This window comes from Streptomyces sp. ISL-11, from assembly GCF_018614525.1.
GTDB lineage: Bacteria > Actinomycetota > Actinomycetes > Streptomycetales > Streptomycetaceae > Streptomyces.
Map to the genome: position 1 here is coordinate 84,628 of NZ_JAGGOL010000016.1, position 20,793 is coordinate 105,420.

The 20,793-nt window shown below is 72.9% G+C and carries 16 protein-coding genes and 1 pseudogene; 11 read left to right on the top strand and 6 right to left on the bottom strand.

Annotation, left to right across the window (positions count from 1 at the left end; genetic code table 11):
• Window positions 1-5: 5 nt before the first annotated feature.
• From cydB to J7E86_RS04335, 4 genes are all read left to right on the top strand, one after another.
• Window positions 6-1,013: a cytochrome d ubiquinol oxidase subunit II gene (gene cydB, locus J7E86_RS04320; RefSeq protein WP_215079888.1), complete on the top strand. Its 1,008-nt coding sequence runs from the start codon at window positions 6-8 to the stop codon at window positions 1,011-1,013.
• 14 nt (window positions 1,014-1,027) lie between these two features.
• Window positions 1,028-4,594: a thiol reductant ABC exporter subunit CydD gene (gene cydD, locus J7E86_RS04325; protein WP_215079890.1), complete on the top strand. Its 3,567-nt coding sequence runs from the start codon at window positions 1,028-1,030 to the stop codon at window positions 4,592-4,594.
• 76 nt (window positions 4,595-4,670) lie between these two features.
• The gene (locus J7E86_RS04330; protein WP_215079971.1) at window positions 4,671-6,359 is read left to right on the top strand and encodes a GAF domain-containing sensor histidine kinase; all 1,689 of its coding nucleotides are present in this window, start codon (window positions 4,671-4,673) and stop codon (window positions 6,357-6,359) included.
• Window positions 6,360-6,457: 98 nt separating this feature from the next.
• Window positions 6,458-7,561: a M23 family metallopeptidase gene (locus J7E86_RS04335; RefSeq protein ID WP_215079892.1), complete on the top strand. Its 1,104-nt coding sequence runs from the start codon at window positions 6,458-6,460 to the stop codon at window positions 7,559-7,561.
• A gap of 220 nt (window positions 7,562-7,781) precedes the next feature.
• Here the strand turns inward: J7E86_RS04335 and J7E86_RS04340 are convergent, their stop codons facing one another.
• Window positions 7,782-8,660 (bottom strand): Cof-type HAD-IIB family hydrolase, encoded by an 879-nt coding sequence (locus tag J7E86_RS04340; protein WP_215079894.1) that lies wholly within the window; start codon window positions 8,658-8,660, stop codon window positions 7,782-7,784.
• A 143-nt stretch (window positions 8,661-8,803) separates the two neighbouring features.
• On the opposite strand from J7E86_RS04340, the gene J7E86_RS04345 reads away from it, so the two are divergent.
• From J7E86_RS04345 to J7E86_RS04355, 3 genes are all read left to right on the top strand, one after another.
• Window positions 8,804-9,703, top strand: a complete 900-nt coding sequence (locus tag J7E86_RS04345) for an LLM class flavin-dependent oxidoreductase (protein WP_215079896.1) — start codon at window positions 8,804-8,806, stop codon at window positions 9,701-9,703.
• A gap of 183 nt (window positions 9,704-9,886) precedes the next feature.
• Window positions 9,887-10,798: a zinc metalloprotease HtpX gene (gene htpX / locus J7E86_RS04350; protein ID WP_215079898.1), complete on the top strand. Its 912-nt coding sequence runs from the start codon at window positions 9,887-9,889 to the stop codon at window positions 10,796-10,798.
• Between the two features lie 25 nt (window positions 10,799-10,823).
• Window positions 10,824-11,414: a hypothetical protein gene (locus tag J7E86_RS04355; protein WP_215079900.1), complete on the top strand. Its 591-nt coding sequence runs from the start codon at window positions 10,824-10,826 to the stop codon at window positions 11,412-11,414.
• A 30-nt stretch (window positions 11,415-11,444) separates the two neighbouring features.
• Here J7E86_RS04355 and J7E86_RS04360 read toward each other — a convergent pair whose 3' ends face one another.
• The 5 genes and pseudogenes from J7E86_RS04360 to J7E86_RS04380 form a co-directional block, all read right to left on the bottom strand.
• Window positions 11,445-11,987, bottom strand: coding sequence for an RNA 2'-phosphotransferase (locus tag J7E86_RS04360; RefSeq protein WP_215079902.1), 543 nt, complete (start codon window positions 11,985-11,987; stop codon window positions 11,445-11,447).
• Between the two features lie 287 nt (window positions 11,988-12,274).
• A pseudogene (locus J7E86_RS04365) lies at window positions 12,275-13,243 on the bottom strand (MerR family transcriptional regulator); the annotation flags it as partial.
• Between the two features lie 9 nt (window positions 13,244-13,252).
• On the bottom strand, window positions 13,253-14,167 hold the full coding sequence (locus J7E86_RS04370) for a metal-dependent hydrolase (protein ID WP_215079906.1): 915 nt from the start codon (window positions 14,165-14,167) through the stop codon (window positions 13,253-13,255).
• Window positions 14,168-14,203: 36 nt separating this feature from the next.
• Window positions 14,204-16,021, bottom strand: coding sequence for an SDR family oxidoreductase (locus J7E86_RS04375; protein WP_215079908.1), 1,818 nt, complete (start codon window positions 16,019-16,021; stop codon window positions 14,204-14,206).
• Window positions 16,018-16,866, bottom strand: a complete 849-nt coding sequence (locus tag J7E86_RS04380; RefSeq protein ID WP_215079909.1) for a M24 family metallopeptidase — start codon at window positions 16,864-16,866, stop codon at window positions 16,018-16,020. The genes J7E86_RS04375 and J7E86_RS04380 overlap by 4 nt, the downstream gene beginning before the upstream one ends.
• A 272-nt stretch (window positions 16,867-17,138) precedes the next feature.
• Here J7E86_RS04380 and J7E86_RS04385 point away from each other — a divergent pair, with 272 nt between their 5' ends.
• Genes J7E86_RS04385 through J7E86_RS04400 form a run of 4 tightly spaced genes read left to right on the top strand, consistent with a single transcriptional unit; the run spans window position 17,139 to window position 20,707 of the window.
• A complete protein-coding gene (locus tag J7E86_RS04385) occupies window positions 17,139-18,173 on the top strand; it encodes an ABC transporter ATP-binding protein (protein ID WP_215079911.1) in 1,035 nt (344 codons plus the stop codon).
• Complete coding sequence (locus J7E86_RS04390) at window positions 18,163-19,062, top strand: ABC transporter permease subunit (RefSeq protein WP_215079913.1); 900 nt, start codon at window positions 18,163-18,165, stop codon at window positions 19,060-19,062. Before J7E86_RS04385 ends, J7E86_RS04390 begins: the two co-directional genes overlap by 11 nt.
• Window positions 19,059-19,970, top strand: a complete 912-nt coding sequence (locus J7E86_RS04395; protein WP_215079915.1) for an ABC transporter ATP-binding protein — start codon at window positions 19,059-19,061, stop codon at window positions 19,968-19,970. Before J7E86_RS04390 ends, J7E86_RS04395 begins: the two co-directional genes overlap by 4 nt.
• 17 nt (window positions 19,971-19,987) lie before the next feature.
• Window positions 19,988-20,707 carry an ABC transporter permease subunit gene (locus tag J7E86_RS04400; RefSeq protein WP_215079917.1) on the top strand — a complete coding sequence of 240 codons (720 nt, stop codon included), beginning with the start codon at window positions 19,988-19,990 and terminating at the stop codon, window positions 20,705-20,707.
• The last annotated feature ends 86 nt before the right edge of the window (window positions 20,708-20,793 follow it).

The following is a 20,793-nucleotide window of genomic DNA, read 5'->3' on the forward strand; positions in this document are numbered from 1 at the left end:
CGACCATGGCCCTGCACGACTTCTGGTTCCTGCTGATCGCCGTCCTGTGGACCGGCTACTTCTTCCTGGAGGGCTTCGACTTCGGCATCGGCGTCCTGACCAAGGTCCTCGCCAAGGACCGCACCGAACGGCGCGTGCTGATCAACACGATCGGCCCCGTCTGGGACGGCAACGAGGTCTGGCTGATCACCGCCGCCGGAGCGACCTTCGCCGCCTTCCCCGACTGGTACGCGACCCTCTTCAGCGGCTTCTACCTGCCCTTCCTCGCCATCCTGGTCTGCCTGATCGTGCGCGGCGTCGCCTTCGAGTACCGCCACAAGCGCGCGGGGGAGCGCTGGCAGCGCAACTGGGAGCACGCCATCTTCTGGTGCTCCCTGCTGCCCGCCGTCCTCTGGGGCGTCGCCTTCGCCAACATCGTGCGGGGCGTGCCGATCGGCCCGGACAAGAACTTCAGCGGCGACGTCCTGGACCTCTTCAGCCCCTACGCCCTCCTCGGCGGCCTCCTCACGCTCGTCCTCTTCACCTTCCACGGGGCGGTCTTCGCCGCCCTGAAGACGGCCGGTGACATCCGCCACCGGGCGCGGTCGTACGCCACCGTCCTCGGCATGACCTCGGGCGTCCTCGCTGCGGCCTTCCTCGGCTGGACCCAGGCCGAGTCGGGCAACGGACGCAGCCTGGTCGCGCTGATCGTCGCGGTCGCCGCGCTTGCGGCGGCGCTGGTCATGAACCACTACGGGCGCGAGGGCTGGACCTTCGGCCTGTCCGGGGTGACCATCGTGGCCGCCTTCGCGCTGCTGTTCCTCGCGCTGTTCCCGGACGTCATGCCCTCCTCGGTGAACCCGGCGTGGAGCCTGACCGTCGCCGAATCGGCCTCCAGCCCCTACACGTTGAAGATCATGACGTGGGTCGCGGTCCCGATGACGCCCCTGATCGTCGCCTACCAGGCGTGGACCTACTGGGTGTTCCGCAAGCGGATCGGCACCCACCACATCCCGGCACCCGCCGGCCACTGAGGACGGAAGCGCGCATGAAGCCCGTCGACCCCCGCCTGCTCCGGTACGCCTCCGCGACACGCTTCTTCCTGGTCGCCTCCGTCGTGCTCGGGCTGGCGGGGGCCGGCCTGGTCATCGCCCAGGCGATGCTGATCGCCGAGGTGGTGACCGGCGCCTTCCAGCACGGCCGCACCGCCGGTGACCTCGGCCCGCAGCTGGCGCTGCTGGCCGCCGTCGCCGCCGGCCGGGCGGCGGTCTCCTGGCTCACCGAACTCGCCGCCCACCGCGCGAGCGCGGCCGTGAAGTCCGAACTGCGCGACCGGCTGCTGACGCGCGCCACCCTGCTCGGCCCCGCCTGGCTCGACTCCCGCCGGACCGGCGAGCTCACCACCCTCGCCACGCGCGGAATCGACGCGCTGGACGACTACTTCGCCCGCTACCTGCCCCAGCTGGGCCTCGCGGTCGTGGTGCCCGTGGCCGTCCTGGCCCGTATCCTCACCGCGGACTGGATCTCCGCGCTCGTCATCGTCCTCACGCTGCCGCTCATCCCCCTCTTCATGGTCCTCATCGGCTGGGCCACCCAGTCCCGGATGGACCAGCAGTGGCGGCTGCTGTCCCGGCTCTCTGGGCACTTCCTCGACGTCGTCGCCGGGCTGCCCACGCTCAAGGTCTTCGGACGCGCCAAGGCACAGGCCGAGTCGATCCGCGCGATCACCGCCGACTACCGGCGGGCCACGCTGCGGACCCTGCGCCTGGCCTTCCTCTCCTCCTTCGCGCTGGAACTGCTGGCCACGCTCTCGGTGGCCCTGGTCGCCGTCGGCATCGGCATGCGGCTCGTCCACGGCGAACTCGACCTCCGCACGGGCCTGATGGTGCTGGTCCTCGCGCCAGAGGCGTATCTGCCGCTGCGGCAGGTCGGCGCGCAGTACCACGCGGCGGCCGAAGGGCTGGCGGCCGCCGACGAGGTCTTCACGGTCCTGGAGACGGAGCCCGCGCCCGCCGGGGCGCGGCCCGCGCCCGACGCCCGGAGCGCGGCCCTGACCGTCGACCGGCTGGTGGTGCGGCACGCGGGCCGGGCCGAACCCTCCCTTCCGCAGACCTCGTTCGAGGTGCGGCCCGGGGAGACGGTCGCGCTCGTGGGGCCCAGCGGCGCCGGCAAGTCGACGCTTCTGGATGTGCTGCTCGGCTTCGCGCGCCCCGCGGGCGGGCGGGTGTTCGTAGGCGGTACGGATCTGTCATCGCTCTCCCCCGAAAGCTGGCGGGACCAGGTGGCCTGGGTCCCGCAACGACCCCGTCTGCTCGCCGGGACGGTCGCCGAGAACGTACGACTGGCCCGGCCGGACGCCACGGACGCGCAGGTGCGGGAAGCACTGCGGGCGGCCGGTGCGCTCGACTTCGTCTCCATGCTGCACCACGGCACTGACACCCGCCTCGGCGAGGACGGCGCCGGGCTCTCCGCCGGCCAGCGCCAACGCCTCGCACTGGCCCGCGCGTTCCTGGCCGACCGGCCCGTGCTGCTCCTGGACGAGCCGACCGCGAACCTCGACGGCGAGACCGAGGCGGCGGTGGTGGAGGCGGTGCGGCGACTCGCCGAGGGCCGCACCGTACTGCTCGTCGTACACCGGCCCGCGCTGCTGGCGGTAGCGGACCGGGTGGTGCGGTTGCCGGGGGCGGCGGGGGGTGGGGGTGGCGCGGTCGCTTCGCCGGCGCCGGTCGCTGCCGTGGCGTCGGACGCTTCCGGTTTCGCTCCGGCTGGCTCCGCCGCGCTCGGTGCTCCGGAGGAGTCCGACGCGCCCGCAGCGCTCGACACCGCCCCTGACGCGGCACGGCGAAAGCCGCCGCGCTCCAGCGCGTTGGCCCGCGTGCGCGCCGAAGGGCGCCCCTGGCGCTTCGCGCTCGCGCTGTTGCTCGGGAGCCTGGCGCTCGGCAGTGCCGTAGGGCTGCTCGCCGTCTCCGGCTGGCTCATCTCGCGCGCGTCGCAGCAGCCTCCGGTGCTCTATCTGATGGTCGCCGTCACCGCGACCCGCGCGTTCGGCATCGGGCGCGCCGTCTTCCGCTACGCCGAGCGCCTCGTCTCCCACGACGCGGCGCTGCGCACCCTGGCCGGTCTGCGGGTGGCGGTCTACCGGCGGCTGGAACGGCTGGCACCGGCCGGTCTGCGGGACACCCGCCGGGGCGACCTGCTCTCCCGGCTCGTCGCGGACGTGGACGCCCTGCAGGACTACTTCCTGCGCTGGCTGCTGCCGGTCGGCTCGGCCGTCGTCGTGGGCGCCGCCTCGGTCGGTTTCACGGCGTGGCTGCTGCCCGAGGCGGGTCTGGTGACGGCTCTGGGGCTGCTGGTCGCCGGAGTGGCCGTGCCCGCGCTCTCCGGCGCGGTCGCCCGGCGGGCGGAACGGCGGTTGGCGCCGGCGCGCGGAGAGGTGTCGGCGCAGGTGGTCGATCTGCTGGGCGGCACCGCGGAGCTGACCGTGGCGGGCGCCCTGCCGTCCCGGCTGCAGCGCGTGCGCCGCGCCGACGGCGCGCTCACCGGCATCGCGCGCCGGGGCTCGGCCGCCACCGCGCTCGGCTCGGGCCTGAGTGCCCTCGCCTGTGGTCTGACCGTGGCGGCCGCCGCCTGGGCCGGGGTGGCCGCCGTGCGCGACGGCCGCCTCGACGGGCTGTGGCTCGCGGTCGTCGTGCTGACGCCGCTGGCCGCCTTCGAGGCCGTGGCCGGGCTGCCCCTCGCGGTGCAGTACCGGCAGCGCGTACGCCGCTCCGCGGAGCGGGTGTACGAGGTGCTGGACGCGCCCGTACCCGTGACCGAGGGCACGGCGGCCGCGCCCGCGTCACCGTTCCCGGTGCGCCTGGACGGCGTGACGGCGCGCTACCCGGGCCGGCGCGAAGCGGCCCTGGAGGACTTCACCCTGGAGCTGGCCGCCGGCCGCCGGGTGGCGGTGGTGGGGCAGTCCGGGGCCGGCAAGACGACGCTGGCGCAGGTGCTGCTGCGCTTCCTGGACGCCGCGTCCGGTACGTACACGCTCGCGGGCGAGGACACCGCCTCCATGGCGGGCGACGCGGTGCGGCGGCTGGTGGGGCTGTGCGCGCAGGACGCGCACCTCTTCGACAGCTCCGTGCGCGAGAACCTCAGGCTCGCCCGCCCGGGCGCGAGCGACGCCGAACTGCGGGCCGCACTGCGCTCCGCGCGCCTGCTGGAGTGGGTGGAAGGGCTGCCGGACGGGCTCGGGACGCTCGTGGGCGAGCACGGGGCGCGGATGTCCGGCGGACAGCGGCAGCGGCTCGCGCTCGCCCGCGCGCTGCTCGCCGACTTCCCCGTCCTGGTGCTGGACGAGCCCGCCGAGCACCTCGACCTGCCGACCGCCGACGCGCTGACCGCCGATCTGCTGGCGGCCACCGAGGGCCGCACGACCGTACTGATCACCCACCGCCTGGCCGGGCTGGAGGCGGTGGACGAGGTGATCGTGCTGGAGCGGGGGCGGGCGGTCCAGCGGGGCGCGTACGGCGCGCTGGCGGCGGCCGAGGGACCGTTCCGGCGGATGCTGGAGCGCGAAGAGGCGGCAGGAACCACGGACAGCCGTCTTTCCCTGACAAATGGTGCTTATTAGTCTCGGAGGTATGGCAGCCACGGCAGAACCCTCCGACCGGCGGGGCGCGCGGGACCCGGGGGACGGGCAGGGCCTGATGGACCCGCTCGCCATCGCCACGGAGGCGACCCGCAGCCTCCAGGGCATGTCCACGGAGCTGACCGCGCGCGTGCCGCAGCTCCTGGAGGCCATGCGGTCGGTGGGCACCGGCCTCGAACTCCACACCACCCTGGAACGGATCGCCCGGACCGCCGCCGAGCTCGCCGACGCCCGCTACGCCGCCATCGGCGTCATCGACTCCACCGGCGAGGGGCTGGCCGACTTCATCACCCACGGCGTCACCAAGGAGGAGCACGAGCGCATCGGCGCGCTGCCGGACGGCCACCACGGGCTGCTCGGCGCGCTCATCCACCAGCCGGCCCCGGTGATGCTCGCCGACCTGACGTCGGACCCGCGCTCGTGCGGCTTCCCTGCCCACCACCCGCCGATGCGCAACTTCCTGGGCGTCCCCATCCGGGTGGACGGCGAGGTCTTCGGCAACCTCTACCTCACCGACAAGCGCGGCGGCACCGAGTTCAACATCGCCGACCTGCACATGGTGAAGATCCTGGCCGCCGAGGCGGGCATCGCGATCGGCAACGCGCGCGTGCACGAGGAGGGCCGCCAGCGCATGCGCTGGATCGACGGCTCCGTGGCCGTCACGACCGCCCTGCTGTCGGGGAGCGACGCCGAGGACGCGCTCGCCGTCGTGGCCGAACAGGCGCGCCGCCTCGCCGACTCCGCCGCCGGCATCGTGCTGCTGCCGGACAACGACGGAGGGCTGGAGATGGTGGCCGTCTCCGCCGACGACCCCACGGACCTGCTGGGCACGGTGATACCACCGCACAGCCCGGTCGTCTCCCACCTGCTCGCCGGTGAACCGGTGTTCATCGACGACTCGGCCACCGACCCCCGCATGATCACCGAAGTGGCGCCCCGCTTCGGCCCGAGCATGCTGCTGCCCCTCAAGAGCGGCGACCGCGTCCTGGGCACCCTCGCGACGCCACGCGCGCGTGGGGCGCGCAAGTACACCGCCGCCGAACGCACGCTGGCCGCGCAGTTCGCCGCACAGGCCGCGCTGGCGCTCGTCCTGGCCGAGGCACAGCGCGACCGGGAACGGCTGGCCGTCTACGAGGACCGCGACCGGATCGCCCGCGATCTGCACGACCTGGTCATCCAGCGGTTGTTCGCCACCGGCCTGATGCTGGAGAGCGCGCAGCGCAACGCCGAGGCGCCGGACGTGGGGACGAAGATCGGCCAGGCCGTGGACGAGCTGGACGTGACCATCCAGGAGATCCGTACGGCCATCTTCGCGCTGCAGCAGGGACCCGCCGAGGCGCCCGCCGGACTGCGCACGCGCGTCCTGCGGGAGCTCGGCACGGCGGCCGTACCGCTGGGCTTTCAGCCCTCGGCGACCTTCCTCGGACCGGTCGACGCCAAGGTCGGCGAGCTCACCGGCAAGAACCTCATCGCCGCCCTGCGCGAGGCCCTCTCCAACGCCTTCCGGCACGCGCGCGCGTCCCGGATGGAGGTCGTCGTCGACGCGACGGCCACGCTGCCCGACGGCAGGGACGCGGTGCGGCTGACCGTCGCCGACGACGGGGTCGGCATCCCCGAGGGCGGGCGGCGCAGCGGGCTGAGGAACCTCGCCAAGCGGGCGGAGTCGCTCGGCGGCTCCAGTTCGTACGGGCCCGGGCTCGGCGAGGACGGGGGCGGCACACGGGTGGTCTGGGAGGCGCCCCTGTAGCCCGTCCGGCCCGGTGCCCACCCTGGTGGACGCATCCCTTTCCGCCGAACGGGCCTCAGCGGGCGCGCTCCGCCGGAACCAGGTACACCATCGCCTTCATGCGACGCCCGTACCGTCCGTATCGCGGACCGCGCCGACTGCGGCGCACCAGTGGTGTGGTTCTGTGCGCGCTCTGCGCCGTGGTCGCCCCGCCGCTCGCCTCCGAGCCGTCGGCCGCCGTCAGGGCCCCGGAGAGAATGCCGAAAGTCACCTCCGAGGTGTTCCGGCTGGCGGAGGAGGAGGGGCGCACCCGGCAGCGCTACGAGCGGGTGCTGCGCGCGGCGAAGGAGCAGCGGGCGCGGGCCGAGGTGCTCGAAGAGCTGCTGCGCGGCCGCGACGTGGTCACCGCGACGTTGCTCGAGGACGCCGGGACCGCCGCCCGCGCGCAGTACCGCACCGGCGGCTTCACCGCCCGCGGCAGCGCCGAGGTGGCCGACGACCCGCTGGAGCTGCTGGCCGTTCAGGCGCCCGCCGTGCACCGCCGGGCGCGGCTCGGACGGATGCTCGACCAGAACGGCCGTACGAGCCGGAGGCTGGCCGTCGAGTCCCGGTCGCTGGCCGCCTCGCGGCCCGCGCTCGACAAGGAGCGGGCGCGGCTGCGCGCGGCCGAGCGCTCCGTCGAGAGGCGGCTGGAGGAGGCGCGCGAGGAGCTCGACGCGATGGCCGAGGCGGCCATCGGGAGCGGGCACTGCGCGCCGGTGGAGCCACCACCCGTTACCGAGCCGGCGCCCACCGCGGAGAACGACGCGCGGGCGCCGCTGGAGTGGGTGCGCCCGGTGACGTCATACCAGCTCAGCGCGGGTTTCGGCGGCACCGGCACGAGCTGGGCCAACGGGCATACCGGACAGGATTTCGCCGTGCCCATCGGCACTCCGGTGCGCGCGGTCGGGGCCGGGACCGTGGTCTCGGTGGGGTGCGGCGGGCCCTTCGGGATCAGCCTGGTGGTCCAGCACGAGGGCGGCTGGTACTCGCAGTACGCGCACCTGTCGGCGCTGCTGGCCGCGCCGGGCACGCAGGTACGGGCGGGCCAGTGGATCGGGCTGTCCGGGACCACCGGGAACTCCACCGGCCCGCATCTGCATTTCGAGATCCGCACCAGACCCGAGTACGGGTCGGCCGTCGATCCGGTGGCCTGGCTGAAGGCGCGCGGCGTGCGGCTGTAGGCCATGTCGTGCGCACCACCGCTGCGCGGCGGTGTCCTCAATCGCCGGACGGGCTTGATTCGGCTGAGCTCAGCCGAATCAAGCCCGTTGGGGGCACCCCCAGCGGTAGCTGGGGGAGATTGAGGACGCGCCCGCAGGGCGCCCGCCGCCGCAGGCGGCAAGACGGCCCGCAGCCGAAGACCCGCCGGACACGGCCTGGACCGCTGCCGGGCGAGGGCCATCAGGCACGCGCGGCGTGCAGGATCCCCTCGATGACGGCCGCGACGCCGTCCTCGTTGTTGCCGGCGGTGTGGTGCGCGGTGACGGCCAGCACCTCGGGGTGGGCGTTGGCCATCGCGTAGGCGGTGCCGGCCCAGTCGAGCATGTCCAGGTCGTTGGGCATGTCGCCGAAGGCCACGACCTCCTCCGGTGCGATACCGCGCTCGGCGCAGCACTCGGCCAGAGTGCTGGCCTTGCTGACGCCCAGGCCGCTGATCTCCAGCAGGGCGGTCGGGCTGGACCGGGTGAACGAGCCGTGCGCGCCGCCGGCCTCCCGCGCCAGGGCGAGGAACTCGTCCGGCCCGAGGACGGGGTGGTGGGCGAGCAGCTTGATGATCGGCTCGTCGTAGCCGGAGTCCTCCGCCAGCAGCTTCTCGGCGGGGGCGATCACCGCGCCCGGGTCGACGTAGAAGGGCGGGTACGCCTCCTCGTAGTGGAACGCCGTCGTGTGCTCGACGGCGAACGAGGCCCCCGGCGCGGCCGCGCGCACCGCCCGGACGATGGCGAGTGCCTCGGCGCGCGGCAGCGGCCGGACCTTGACCAGGCGGCCGCCGTCGTGGAGGTCGACGACGGCGGCACCGTTGGCGCAGATCGCCAGGCCGTGGCCGTGCACGTGGCTGCTGACGACGTCCATCCAGCGGGCCGGGCGCCCGGTGACGAAGAAGACCTCGATGCCGGCGGCCTCGGCCCCGGCGAGAGCGGCGACGGTGCGGTCGGAGACCGTCTTGTCGTCGCGCAGGAGAGTGCCGTCGAGATCGGTGGCGATCAGCCGGGTGGTGGCGGCTGGGCGGCGGACGGCCGGGGTCTCGGGCTGCTCGATAGCTGAAGTCACGGGTCCCATTCTCGTCGACGGGGCATCCGGGGCGCACAGGCGTACGCCCGGGTACGCGCCTGAGCCCGGGGTGCCACCCCGCTCCGCGCGTGCGACCTGTGTCATACCCCGTGCATAGGCTGATGTCATACCCAGCGTCTACGCTCGGTCCCATGCGACTGAGCACCGTGATCCTTCCTGACCGCCGCTGGGCCGAGGGCGGCCGCGCGACTTGGCAGCGAGCCGAGGAGCTCGGCTTCCACACGGCCTACACCTACGACCACCTGTCCTGGCGCACCTTCCGGGACGGCCCGTGGTTCGGCGCGATACCGACGCTGACGGCGGCGGCCGGCGTGACCTCCCGGATGCGGCTCGGCACGCTCGTCACCTCCCCCAACTTCCGCCACCCCGTCACGCTCGCCAAGGAGCTCATCTCCCTGGACGACATCTCGGGCGGGCGCGTCACCCTCGGCATCGGCGCGGGCGGTTCCGGCTTCGACGCCACGGCGCTGCTCAAGGACGGCCAGGAGCCGTGGACCCCGCGTGAACGGGCCGACCGCTTCGGAGAGTTCGTCCCCCTGCTCGACCGGCTGCTCACCGAAGACGTCGTCTCCCACGAGGGCGAGCACTACTCGGCGTCCGAGGTGCGCAACATCCCCGGCTGCGTGCAGCGCCCCCGGCTGCCGTTCGCGGTGGCCGCGACCGGCCCGCGCGGACTCGGCCTCGCCGCCCGTCACGGGCAGGCGTGGGTGACCACCGGTGACCCGAAGCTGTTCGAGATGGGCACGCCGGAGCAGTCCCGGGCGGCCATCGCCGGGCAGATCGACCGGCTGGGCGTGGCCTGCGCGAAGATCGACCGGGACCCGGCCGAGCTGGACAAGATCCTGCTGACGGGCTTCGCCCCGGAGCGGCCGCTGGACTCCTTCGACGCCTTCGTCGACTTCGCGGGCACCTACGCGGAGCTGGGTATCGACGAGATCGTGGTGCACTGGCCGATAGCCGACTCGTTCTTCGCGGCCGATCCTGCGGTCTTCGAGAAGATCGCCACGGATGGACTCGCGCAGCTGGCCTGAGGGGGCTCAGAGACGCTGTAAGGACTCGAAGCGACTTGGGGGCCCGGACCGGGCTCCCAGGGCCCCTGACGGGATTCCTGGCGTTCTTTGCGCCGCGAGCCCCGCGGACGGCCGGTGAAGAGGGAGAATCGGGGCAGAGGCACGTACTGGGGGCATGGTTCCGCAGAGCCTTGGAGGTACCCCATGCACCGTTCGTCGAGCACCCGATTCGCTCCCGACCGGGGGCTGACCACCCGCATGGTGGGCACGATGTTCTTCATCGGGCTGCTCTATGTGGTCTTCGTGGGTGTGCTGGTGGCGCTGCTGCGCGGGGGCTGGCCGATCATCCTGCTCCTCGCCGGCGGCATGTTCATCGCCCAGTTCTGGTTCAGCGACCGGATCGCGGCCTTCAGCATGGGCGCCCGCGAGGTCACCCCGGAACAGGCGCCCGAGCTGCACGGCGCCGTCGACCGGCTGTGCGCGCTCGCGGACATGCCCAAGCCGCGGGTGGCCATCGCCGACAGCGACGTGCCCAATGCCTTCGCCACCGGTCGCAACCGGAAGAACGCCCTGGTGTGCGCGACGACCGGCCTGATGCGCCGGCTGGAGCCCGAGGAACTGGAGGGCGTCCTCGCGCACGAGCTGTCCCACGTGGCCCACCGCGATGTCGCGGTCATGACCATTGCCTCGTTCCTCGGCGTGCTGGCCGGCATCATCACCCGCGTCGGGCTGTGGGGCGGCTTCCGCCGGGTGGGCGACCGCGACAGCAGCGCCGCGCTTCTGGTGGTGCTGATCCCGCTGATCAGCGCCGTCGTCTACGCCATCAGCTTCCTGCTCACCCGGCTGCTGTCCCGCTACCGCGAGCTGTCCGCCGACCGCGCCGGCGCGCTGCTGACGGGCCGGCCCTCGGCGCTGGCATCGGCGCTCACCAAGGTCACCGGCCAGATGGCCCGCATACCCACCCGGGACCTGCGGCAGGCCGAACCGTTCAACGCCTTCTACTTCGCCCCGGCGTTCACCAAGAACAGCATGAGCCGGCTGCTGTCCTCCCACCCGACCCTGGAGCAGCGGCTGGACCAGCTCGGCCGCATCTCCGCACAGCTCGGCCGGGCCTGACCCCTCCCGCGAAGGAGCGTGTCCTGTGGGCTTCCTCGACGCCATCCTCGGCCGCAGCAAGCCGGTGCGCCCCGATCTGGACCAGCTCTTCGCCCTGCCGTCGGCCGCGGTCACCCTCCAGGCGGGCGCCGGGTTCACCCCCACCGGGCAGGGCTCCGTGTGCTTCGCCAGCGTGGAGGGCGGCGCCTTCACCCGCCTCCAGCAGGACGTACGGGAGCTGCTGGACGCCGACACCGGGCGCGGTGGCGAGCCCGTGGAGTTCAGCCAGGACGCGTACGGCTACACCTGGCTGCTGGCCCGCCAGCCGGCCGACCAGGAGGGCACGGTCGCGCTCGTCAACGACCTGCACGCCGTCAACACCCTGCTCCAGGACGGCGGTTTCGGACCGCAGCTGCTCTGCTCCCTGCTGGGCTTCCGCGACGCCGGACAGCGCTCGCTGGCCCTCGTCTACCTCTACAAGCGCGGCACGTTCTACCCCTTCGCGCCGGTGGCGGGCGGGGGAGACCGGCGGGACAGCGGGCTGGAGCTCCAGGTGCGGGCGCTGCTCGGCGACGATCTGCGGATCGAGGAGGACCTGGGCCGCTGGTTCCCGGTGTGGGGAGCCCCCGGGCTGTGAGCTGCCGGCGGCGGGACGCCCCGGTTGCCGTCAGCCCGGAACGCGCAGGTATTCGGCCGGTACGCGCTCGACGAGCCAGACACCGTTCTCGCTGACGTGGAAGGTGTGGCCGGCCCGGTGCATGGCCCCCGCGTCGACGGTGAGCACGACCGCCTTGCCCCGGCGGGCGCCCACGCGGGTCGCGGTCTCGCGGTCGGCCGACAGATGCACCGCGTGACGGGCCATGGGCCGTAGGCCCTCGGTGCGGATGGCCGCGAGGGACCGGGCCACCGTGCCGTGGAAGAGCCACGGCGGCGGCTCGGCGACCGGCAGACCCAGGTCCACGGGCACGGAGTGGCCCTGGTTGGCGCGGATGCGGTCGCCCTCGATGGCGTAGCGCCGCTTGTCGCTGGCGGCGACGACCTCTTCCAGCTCGGCCCGGCTGAAGGAGAAGCCGTGGGCCGCGCTCGCGGTGAGCAGGCCGTCGACGGGCGTCCACCCGTGCGCGTCGAGCGTGATGCCGATCCGCTCGGGCTCATGGCGCAGGTGCTTGGCCAGGAACTTCGATATGCGGGTGGCCCGCTGGGTGTCCATGACCGGCTCCTCACCGCGCTGATCCCCTCGGCCGCGGTCACGGTCCGGGCCGGGCCCTTTCGATCCTATTCAGCCGGGCTGGGCGGCGCCTCCGCGTTTTCGCCGGGGGCGGCCGATGGCTGGGGTGGGGGCGGGGTCCCGGGCGGAGTCAACGCTTCAGGGGGCTGGCCCGGTGTCCCGGGCGCCTCTGCCGTACCTGCGGTACCTGCCGTACCCAGCGTCCCTGCGGTCCCCGCCGTACCCGCCGTCCCCGCCGTCCCTGTCGTCCGCGCCGCGCCCGGCTGGATCAGCGCGTCCATCGTGCGGGCCTGGACCTCGCGTTCGGCGGCGGCCGCGATGAACGCCTCCGTGCTGTCCGGGCCCACCAGCGCGCGGACCGCCCGGACGGTCCGTACGGGCAGCCGGACGTCCTCGCGGGCGGTGTCGGCGTCCGGGGCGGCGCCGGGGCCGTCCGCGCGCCGTTCGGCAGCCGCGGGAGGCAGCACGTCGACTCCGGCCGCCGCTCCCAGATGCCGGTGCAGATAGCGGGTGGCCAAGGTCCGCATCGCGCGGGCGAGTTCGGCGTCGACGGTCTGCTGGGCCAGGGGGCGCAGGCGGCGCACCAGGGCGGCGGCCTCGGTGGCCTCCTCGTCCGTCGGCGGGTGGTCGAAGTAGGGCTGGAAGACATGCTCGGTCGTGAAGTCGAGGAAGCGCCCGGCGATGTGCTCGACCTGGGTGCGCAGCTCACGCAGATGCCCGGAGATGGCGAGCAGCGGCACCCCGGCCAGGTGCAGCTCGGCGGCGACGGACAGCTCGCGCGGGCTCGGCACGAGGAACTCGTCCGGTGCGCCCGGCACACGGACGAGCACACCGAGCTCCACCGCGTCGTCGACGGCGTCGTCGTCCCGTACGCCGCCGAACCGCTGATCCAGCTCCGCGCGGGTGACCCGTTCGGCCGTCTCGTCGGTCCACGGTCCGTCGACCTCGGCGACCAGCCCGAGGACGCCGCCGAGGCCGCGGCCGGTGTCCCAGGCGTCCAGGAGCTCCTTGATGCTGGCCAGGGTGTAGCCGCGGTCGAGGAGCCCCGAGATCTGACGCAGCCGGGCCAGGTGCGGGTCCCCGTACACGTTGGCCCGGCCGCGCCGCTCCGGCTTGGGCAGCAGCCCGCGGTCCTGGTAGGCCCGGATCGTGCGGACCGTGGCGCCGCTGTGGTGGGCCAGATCCTCGATGCGGTACTCGGCCGCCGGCCGCTCGGGATGTTCGGACCGCTGGTTCACGGCAGCTCCTTACGACAGGGCGGCGCGGCCGATCGCGCCCGCCGCGGCCCGTGCCGCCGGAGAGGTCGCGAGATAGTCGACGGCCCGGCGCAGCGACCCTTCCTGCGTGGGGTGGTAGGACCGCCGCAGATAGCGGGGCACGGCCGCGCCCAGCTGCCGCGAGCTGGGCAACAGCCCCTTGCGCACCGCCTTGTTGTGCTCGCGCAGCGAATACCGCAGCCGTCCCGCGAGCTGCGGGTCGTGCCGTATCAGATAGGCCGAGCCCCACATCCACAGATAGGTCAGCACGGGCGCCGTGATCAGCATGCCCACCACCCGGCGGGCGTACCGGCCCGGGTCCTCGCCGCCGCAGTGCTCGTACATGTCGAAGGCCACGGACCGGTGTTCGACCTCCTCGGCGCCGTGCCAGCGCAGCAGGTCGAGCATCACCGGGTCCGGCCCGGCCCGGTCCAGGTCGTCCGCGTGGAGCACCCAGTTGCCCAGCACGGCCGTGAACTGCTCGACCGCCGCTATCACCGAGAGCCGGAAGCGCAGCCACTCCCGGCCGGAGAGCGGCAGGCCGAGCGGCGGCCTCTCACCCAGCAGCGCGTCGAAGAGGAAGTCGACGCGCCGGGTGTACGCCGTGGTGTCCAGGCCCTGGTGGGCGAGGTGTTCGAGCACGTAGGCGTGCTGCACGCTGTGGGTGGCCTCCTGCCCCATGAAGCCCTTGACGTCCTTGAGCAGCTCCTTGTCGTCGACGAGCGGGAGGGCCTCCTTGAACACCTTGACGAACCACCGCTCCCCGGCGGGCAGCAGCAGGTGCAGGACGTTGATGACGTGGGTGGCGGTGGGCTCGTCCGGGATCCAGTGCAGTGGCGTCGCGTCCCAGTCGAACGAGACACGACGCGGGGTTATCGCGTGGCCGCTCCGGTACCTGTGCTTCATTTCTGCTCCTTGGCGGGCGTGCCGCGGGTGCGCCGGCTACAGCGGGAGGTCGATTCGCGCGAGGGCGCGCAGCAACCGCGGTGTGAAACGGGACATGAAGCGCAGGCCGTGCGCCTCGGGTGTCACGGGAACGACGGCCTGGTTGCGGAGCACGGCCCGCAGGACCGCGTCGGCCACCTTCTCCGGCGGGTAGTTGCGGCGGCCGTACATCCGGCTCGCCTTGTCGCGGCGCCGCTGTTGCTCCTCGTCGCTGACGCCCGTGAAGCGCGCGCCCGCCGTGATCCCGGTGTTGACGATGCCGGGGCAGATCGCGGTGACCCCGATGCCCTGCCCGGCCAGCTCGGCGCGCAGGCACTCGCTGAGCATCAGCACGGCGGCCTTGGACGCGCAGTAGGCCGCGAGGTCCTTCGCGGGCTGGAACGCCGCGGCCGAGGCGGTGTTGACGATGTGGCCGCCCTGGCCGCGCTCCGCCATCTGCTTGCCGAAGGTCCGGCAGCCATGGATGACGCCCCACAGATTGACGTCGAGGACCTTCCGCCAGTCCTCGGCCGAGGTGGACATGAAGCTGCCGGCCATGCCGATGCCGGCGTTGTTGACCAGCACGTCCACCACCCCGTACTCGGCGGCGACCTTGGCGGCCAGCTTCTCCATCACCTGTTCGTCCGAGACGTCGGCGGTCTCGGCCCACGCCTCCGGCGCACCGATCAGCCGTGCCATCTCCGCCGTACGGGCCGCGCCCTCGGCGTCCCGGTCGACCGCGACGACCCTGGCCCCCGCCTCCGCGAAGGCGAACGCCGTGGCCCGGCCGATGCCGCCGGCCGCACCGGTGACCAGCACGAGCCGCCCGCCGAACGCCTGGGCGTACGCGGTGCCGGGCGCGCCGCCCGCCGCGGCGGGGCCCGCGGTGCCGGACGACTCCTGGGACGTCACGAACTCGGCGATCCAGGCGGACAGCTGGTCGGGCCGGGTGCGCGGCACCCAATGCTTGGCGGCCAGGGTGTGCCGCACCAGGCCGGGCGCCCACTTCTCCAGGCCGTCGTAGAGCCGTTCGGACAGGAAGACGTCCCCGGTCGGAGTGATCAGCTGCACGGGCGCATGGGCGTACGCGTCCGTGCGCGGCCGGCGCAGCCGGGACCGGATGTTGTCGCGGTACAGCCAGGCGCCGTGTGCCGCGTCCGTGGGCAGCGAGGCCGTCGGGTAGGAGCCGGCGGGCAGCTTCTCCATCCGCGCGAGGATCTTCGGCCACTGCCTCATCAGCGGTCCGCGCATCAGCGCCTCCGGCACGGCCGGGGTGTGCAGCGCGTACACATACCAGGACCGTGCGCCCTGCCCGAGGAACTGGGCGGCCCGGCGCGGGGTCGGCCGGGTCACGCGCTCCTTGAGCCACAGGGCCATGTGGTCGAGCGACGGTCCGGAGATCGAGGTGAAGGAGGCGATCCGGCCCTCGGTGCGGGCCGCGGTGGCGAACTCCCAGCCCTGCACCGAACCCCAGTCGTGCCCCACGAGATGCACCGGCGCGCCGGGGCTCACCGCGTCCGCGACCGCCAGGAAGTCGTCCGTGAGCTTCTCCAGCGTGAAGCCGCCCCGCAGCGGCTTCGGGGCCGTGGAGCGCCCGCAGCCGCGCACGTCGTACAGCACCACGTGGAAGCGGTCCCGCAGCCGCTCGGCGACCTCGGACCACACCTCCTTGCTGTCCGGATAGCCGTGCAGCAGCACCACCGTGGGGCGCGAGGCGTCCCCCAGTTCCCTGACGCACAGCTCGACGCCGCCCGTGCGGACCCACCGCTCCCGCGCGCCGTCCCCGGACGTCCCGGACCTCTCCTCGCCCGTCCCGCCGGTCGTTTCCCCGGTCATGCGGCCTTCTCCTCCCGCCGGCGCCGCACATGCGGCAGATCGTCGTCGAGCCAGAACGCGCTTTCCTGAGGGTCGCGGGAATCCGTGACCACCAGGAGCTCCTCGAACTTCGCGCCCGTCCCCCGGAAGCCGAGGTGCGGCTCCACCGCCCACAGCCCCGGCCGGGGCGGGTGGTCGGACATGCGGTGCGGGCTCCACAGCGGGGACCAGCCCTCCCGGTGGCCGTGCAGGGCGTCGGAGGCCAGGCCCTTGAGCGCCTGGGTGCCGAACCCGAACACATGCGGCGACCAGCGCCGCTCGCGCACCCGGCCCACCTTGTGCGCGATCACCCCGAAGGGATAGGCGCGGTGGCGGTTGGTGTAGCCCTGGCGGGCCATGAGCCGGTCCACGTCCTCGTATATCTCCCGCAGCGGCCGCCGCTCGCGGACCTCGCGCAGGATCAGCTCCCGGTGCGTCCGCAGGTCGTCCATCAGCCGGTCGTGCAGGGGATCGGGTCCGAGGCAGCCCGCGTATCCGATGTCGGCCGTGAAGCCCCGGTGCACCGGGGCCATGTCGAGGATGAACGCCATCCCCGGCTCCAGCCTCCGGTCCGTCGGGAAGAACTGGAGCGGCACCCGGAACTCCACGAAAGCCGTGCGGTCCCCGAACCAGGCGAAGGGCAGGTGGAACCAGTCCCGCACCCCGCGCTCCCGCAGCCACTCGCGCTGCATCCGGGCCGCGTCGCGCTCGGTCACGCCCGGCCCGAGCTGCGCGGCGACCGCTTCGGCGCACGCGTAGGCGAGGCGCTGCACTTCCTTGAACCCCCGTAATTCCGCCGAGAGTTCACGAGCCACTGCTGAGGTCATCGCCACCCGCCGTCCCCTGTGGATCACACGTCGGTCCAGTCCCGCAACTTGACACTGATGAATGTGACAATGCCCGGCGGCTGCGTCAAGGGTTGTGCACGACCTGTGGATAACTTTCGGTAACCCCTGGCCCCGACCTGACGCCGACCTGGCCCCGACCCGGCCCTCCGACGGGTGGGACACCCCCTACGGGATCGTCAGACCCGAGGACTACGCACAACCAGCCGTCTGGGCTGACGACCGCGGTCGTACCCGCCACTACCGTCGATGACGTGACTGTGATCGCTACCGAAAGCCTCAGCAAGCGGTTCCCCCGGGTGACCGCTCTCGACCGGTTGTCCGTCGACATCACGCCGGGCGTGACCGGCCTGGTGGGTGCCAACGGAGCCGGCAAGTCCACGCTGATCAAGATCCTGCTCGGCCTCTCCCCGGCCACCGAGGGCCGCGCCAGCGTGCTGGGCCTCGACGTCGCCACCCAGGGCGGCGCCATCCGGGAACGGGTCGGCTATATGCCCGAGCACGACTGCCTGCCGCCCGACGTCTCCGCGACGGAGTTCGTCGTCCACATGGCGCGCATGTCCGGCCTGCCCGCCACCGCCGCACGCGAGCGCACCGCGGACACCCTGCGCCACGTGGGCCTCTACGAGGAGCGCTACCGCCCCATCGGTGGCTACTCGACCGGCATGAAGCAGCGGGTCAAGCTCGCCCAGGCGCTCGTCCACGACCCGCAGCTGGTCCTGCTGGACGAGCCCACCAACGGCCTCGACCCGGTCGGCCGCGACGAGATGCTCGGCCTGATCCGGCGGGTCCACACCGACTTCGGCATCTCGGTCCTGGTCACCTCACACCTGCTCGGCGAGCTGGAGCGCACCTGCGACCACGTCGTCGTCATCGACGGCGGCAAGCTCCTGCGCTCCTCCTCCACGGACGAGTTCACCCAGACCACCGGCTCCCTCGCCGTGGAGGTCACGGACTCCGACGCCCGCCCGGACGGCACGGCCGCCCTGCTCACGGCCCTCGCCGCCGCCGGCCTGACCGTCCAGCCGGCCGGTCGCTCGGCCGACGGAGCGCCCGCGTCCGGCCGCGTGCTGCTGGTGGACGTGGCCGACGACAGCACGTACGACACGGTCCGCGACGCCGTCGCCGACCTCGGCCTGGGGCTGGTCCGCATGGAGCAGCGCCGCCACCGGATCGCGGAGGTCTTCCGGGACGAGGAAGCACCGGCCGCACCCCCCGCGTCCCCGGCCCGGGGCGCCGACCGGCGGAAGCGCGACGAGCAGAACGGAGGCGCGCCCGATGCCGCCTGAGACCAGTACGGCGCCCGCCCAGGACGTCATCCACAACATCGGCTACCGCAACTACACCGGCGCCCGCCTCGGCCGCGCCTACGCCCGCCGCTCGCTCTTCTCGCAGAGCCTGCGCGGCGCGTACGGCCTCGGGCGCTCGGCGAAGTCCAAGGTCCTGCCGATGATCCTCTTCGGCGTCATGTGCGTGCCGGCCGCCATCATGGTGGCGGTCACCGTGACCACCAAGATGAACGACCTGCCGGTGGAGTACACCCGCTACGCGATCAACCTTCAGGCGGTCATCGGCCTCTACCTGGCGGCACAGGCACCCCAGTCCGTCTCGCGGGACCTGCGCTTCAAGTCGATACCGCTGTACTTCTCCCGGCCGATCGAACGGTCCGACTACGTCCTGGCCAAGTTCGCGGCGATGACGTCCGCGCTGTTCATCCTCACCGGCGTGCCGCTGCTGATCCTCTACGTGGGCGCCCTGCTCGCCAAGCTGGACTTCGCCGATCAGACGACGGGCTTCGCGCAAGGACTGGTCTCCGTGGCACTGCTCTCGCTCCTCTTCGCCGGCCTCGGCCTCGTCGTGGCGGCCCTCACCCCGCGCCGCGGCTTCGGCGTCGCCGCCGTCATCGCCGTGCTGACGATCTCCTACGGCGCCGTCTCCACCATCCAGGGCATCTCCATGGCCCAGGACAACACCGGCGCCATCAGCTGGCTCGGCCTCTTCTCGCCGATCACTCTGGTCGACGGCGTCCAGACGGCGTTCCTCTCCGCCACCTCCGCCTTCCCCGGCGGCCACGGTCCCGGCGCCGGCACCGGCGTCGTCTACGTCCTCGTACTGCTCGCCCTGATCGCCGGTTCCTACGGGCTGCTGATGCGCCGCTACCGAAAGGTCGGGCTGTGACGACCATCCGTATCGACAATGTCTCGCGCTGGTTCGGCAATGTGGTCGCCGTCAACGACGTCTCCATGGTCGTGGGCCCCGGCGTCACCGGCCTCCTCGGCCCCAACGGCGCCGGGAAGTCCACGCTCATCAACATGATGGGCGGCTTCCTCGCCCCCTCCACGGGCACGGTCACCCTCGACGGGGAGACCATCTGGCGCAACGAGACGATCTACCGCCACATCGGCATCGTCCCCGAGCGCGAGTCGATGTACGACTTCCTCACCGGCAAGGAGTTCGTCCGCGCCAACGCCGAACTCCACGGCCTGGGCGCCAAGGAGGCCCAGCACGCGCTCGCCACGGTCGAGATGGAGTACGCGCAGGACCGCAAGATCTCCACGTACAGCAAGGGCATGCGCCAGCGCGTGAAGATGGCCTCCGCGCTCGTCCACGAACCGTCGGTGCTCCTCCTGGACGAGCCCTTCAACGGCATGGACCCCCGGCAGCGCATGCAGCTGATGGACCTCCTGCGGCGGATGGGCGCGGAGGGCCGGACGGTGCTGTTCTCCTCGCACATCCTGGAGGAGGTCGAGCAGCTCGCCGCCCACATCGAGGTCGTCGTCGCGGGCCGGCACGCCGCTTCCGGCGACTTCCGCAAGATCCGCCGACTGATGACGGACCGCCCGCACCGCTACGTCGTCCGCTCCAGTGACGACCGGGCCCTGGCCGCCGCGCTCATCGCCGACCCGTCCACGGCCGGCATCGAGGTGGACGTCCAGGAGGGCGCCCTGCGCATCCAGGCCGTCGACTTCGGCCGCTTCACCGCCCTCCTGCCGCGGGTCGCCCGCGCGCAGGGCATCCGGCTCCTGACGGTCTCGCCCTCCGACGAGTCGCTCGAATCGGTCTTCTCCTACCTCGTCGCGGCCTGAAAGGAGCCCTGAGCGCCATGTTCAACCCCACCGTCGCCCGGCTCACCTACCGGGGGCTCCTCGGCCGCCGACGCGCCTTCATCCTCTTCGCGCTGCCTGCCCTGCTGATCGTCATCTCCGTCGTCATCCGCGTGCTCACCGGCGCCGACGACGACACCGCGAGCACGGTCCTGGGCGGCTTCGCACTCGCCACGATGGTCCCGCTCATCGGCGTCGTCGCCGGTACGGGCGCGATCGGCCCGGAGATCGACGACGGCTCGGTCGTCTATCTCCTGTCCAAGCCGGTGAAGCGCCCCACGATCATCTTCACCAAGCTGGTCGTCGCCATCGGCGTGACGGCCGCCTTCTCGGCCGTTCCCACCCTGATCGCGGGCTTCGTGCTCAACGGCAACAGCCAGCAGATCGCCGTCGCCTACGCCGTCGCCGCGGCCGTCGCCTCGATCGCCTACAGCGCGATCTTCCTCCTCCTGGGCACCGTCACCCGGCACGCCGTCGTGGTCGGCCTCGTCTACGCCCTGGTGTGGGAGTCCCTCTTCGGCAATCTCATCGCCGGCGCCCGCACGCTGAGCGTCCAGCAGTGGTCGCTCGCCCTCGCCGAGAAGATCGGTGCGGACGGAGCCATCACGGCGGACGTCGGTCTGCCCGTCGCGCTCGTCCTGCTCATCGGCGTCACGGGCCTCGCGACCTGGTTCGCGGGCCAGAAGCTGCGCGGCCTGACCCTCGCCGGGGAGGAGTGACGGGGCGGTACGAAGAGCCGCAGGGCCGGCGCGCCGTGGCTCGTACAGCTGGCGCGCTCGTACAGCCGACACGCTCGTACCACTGA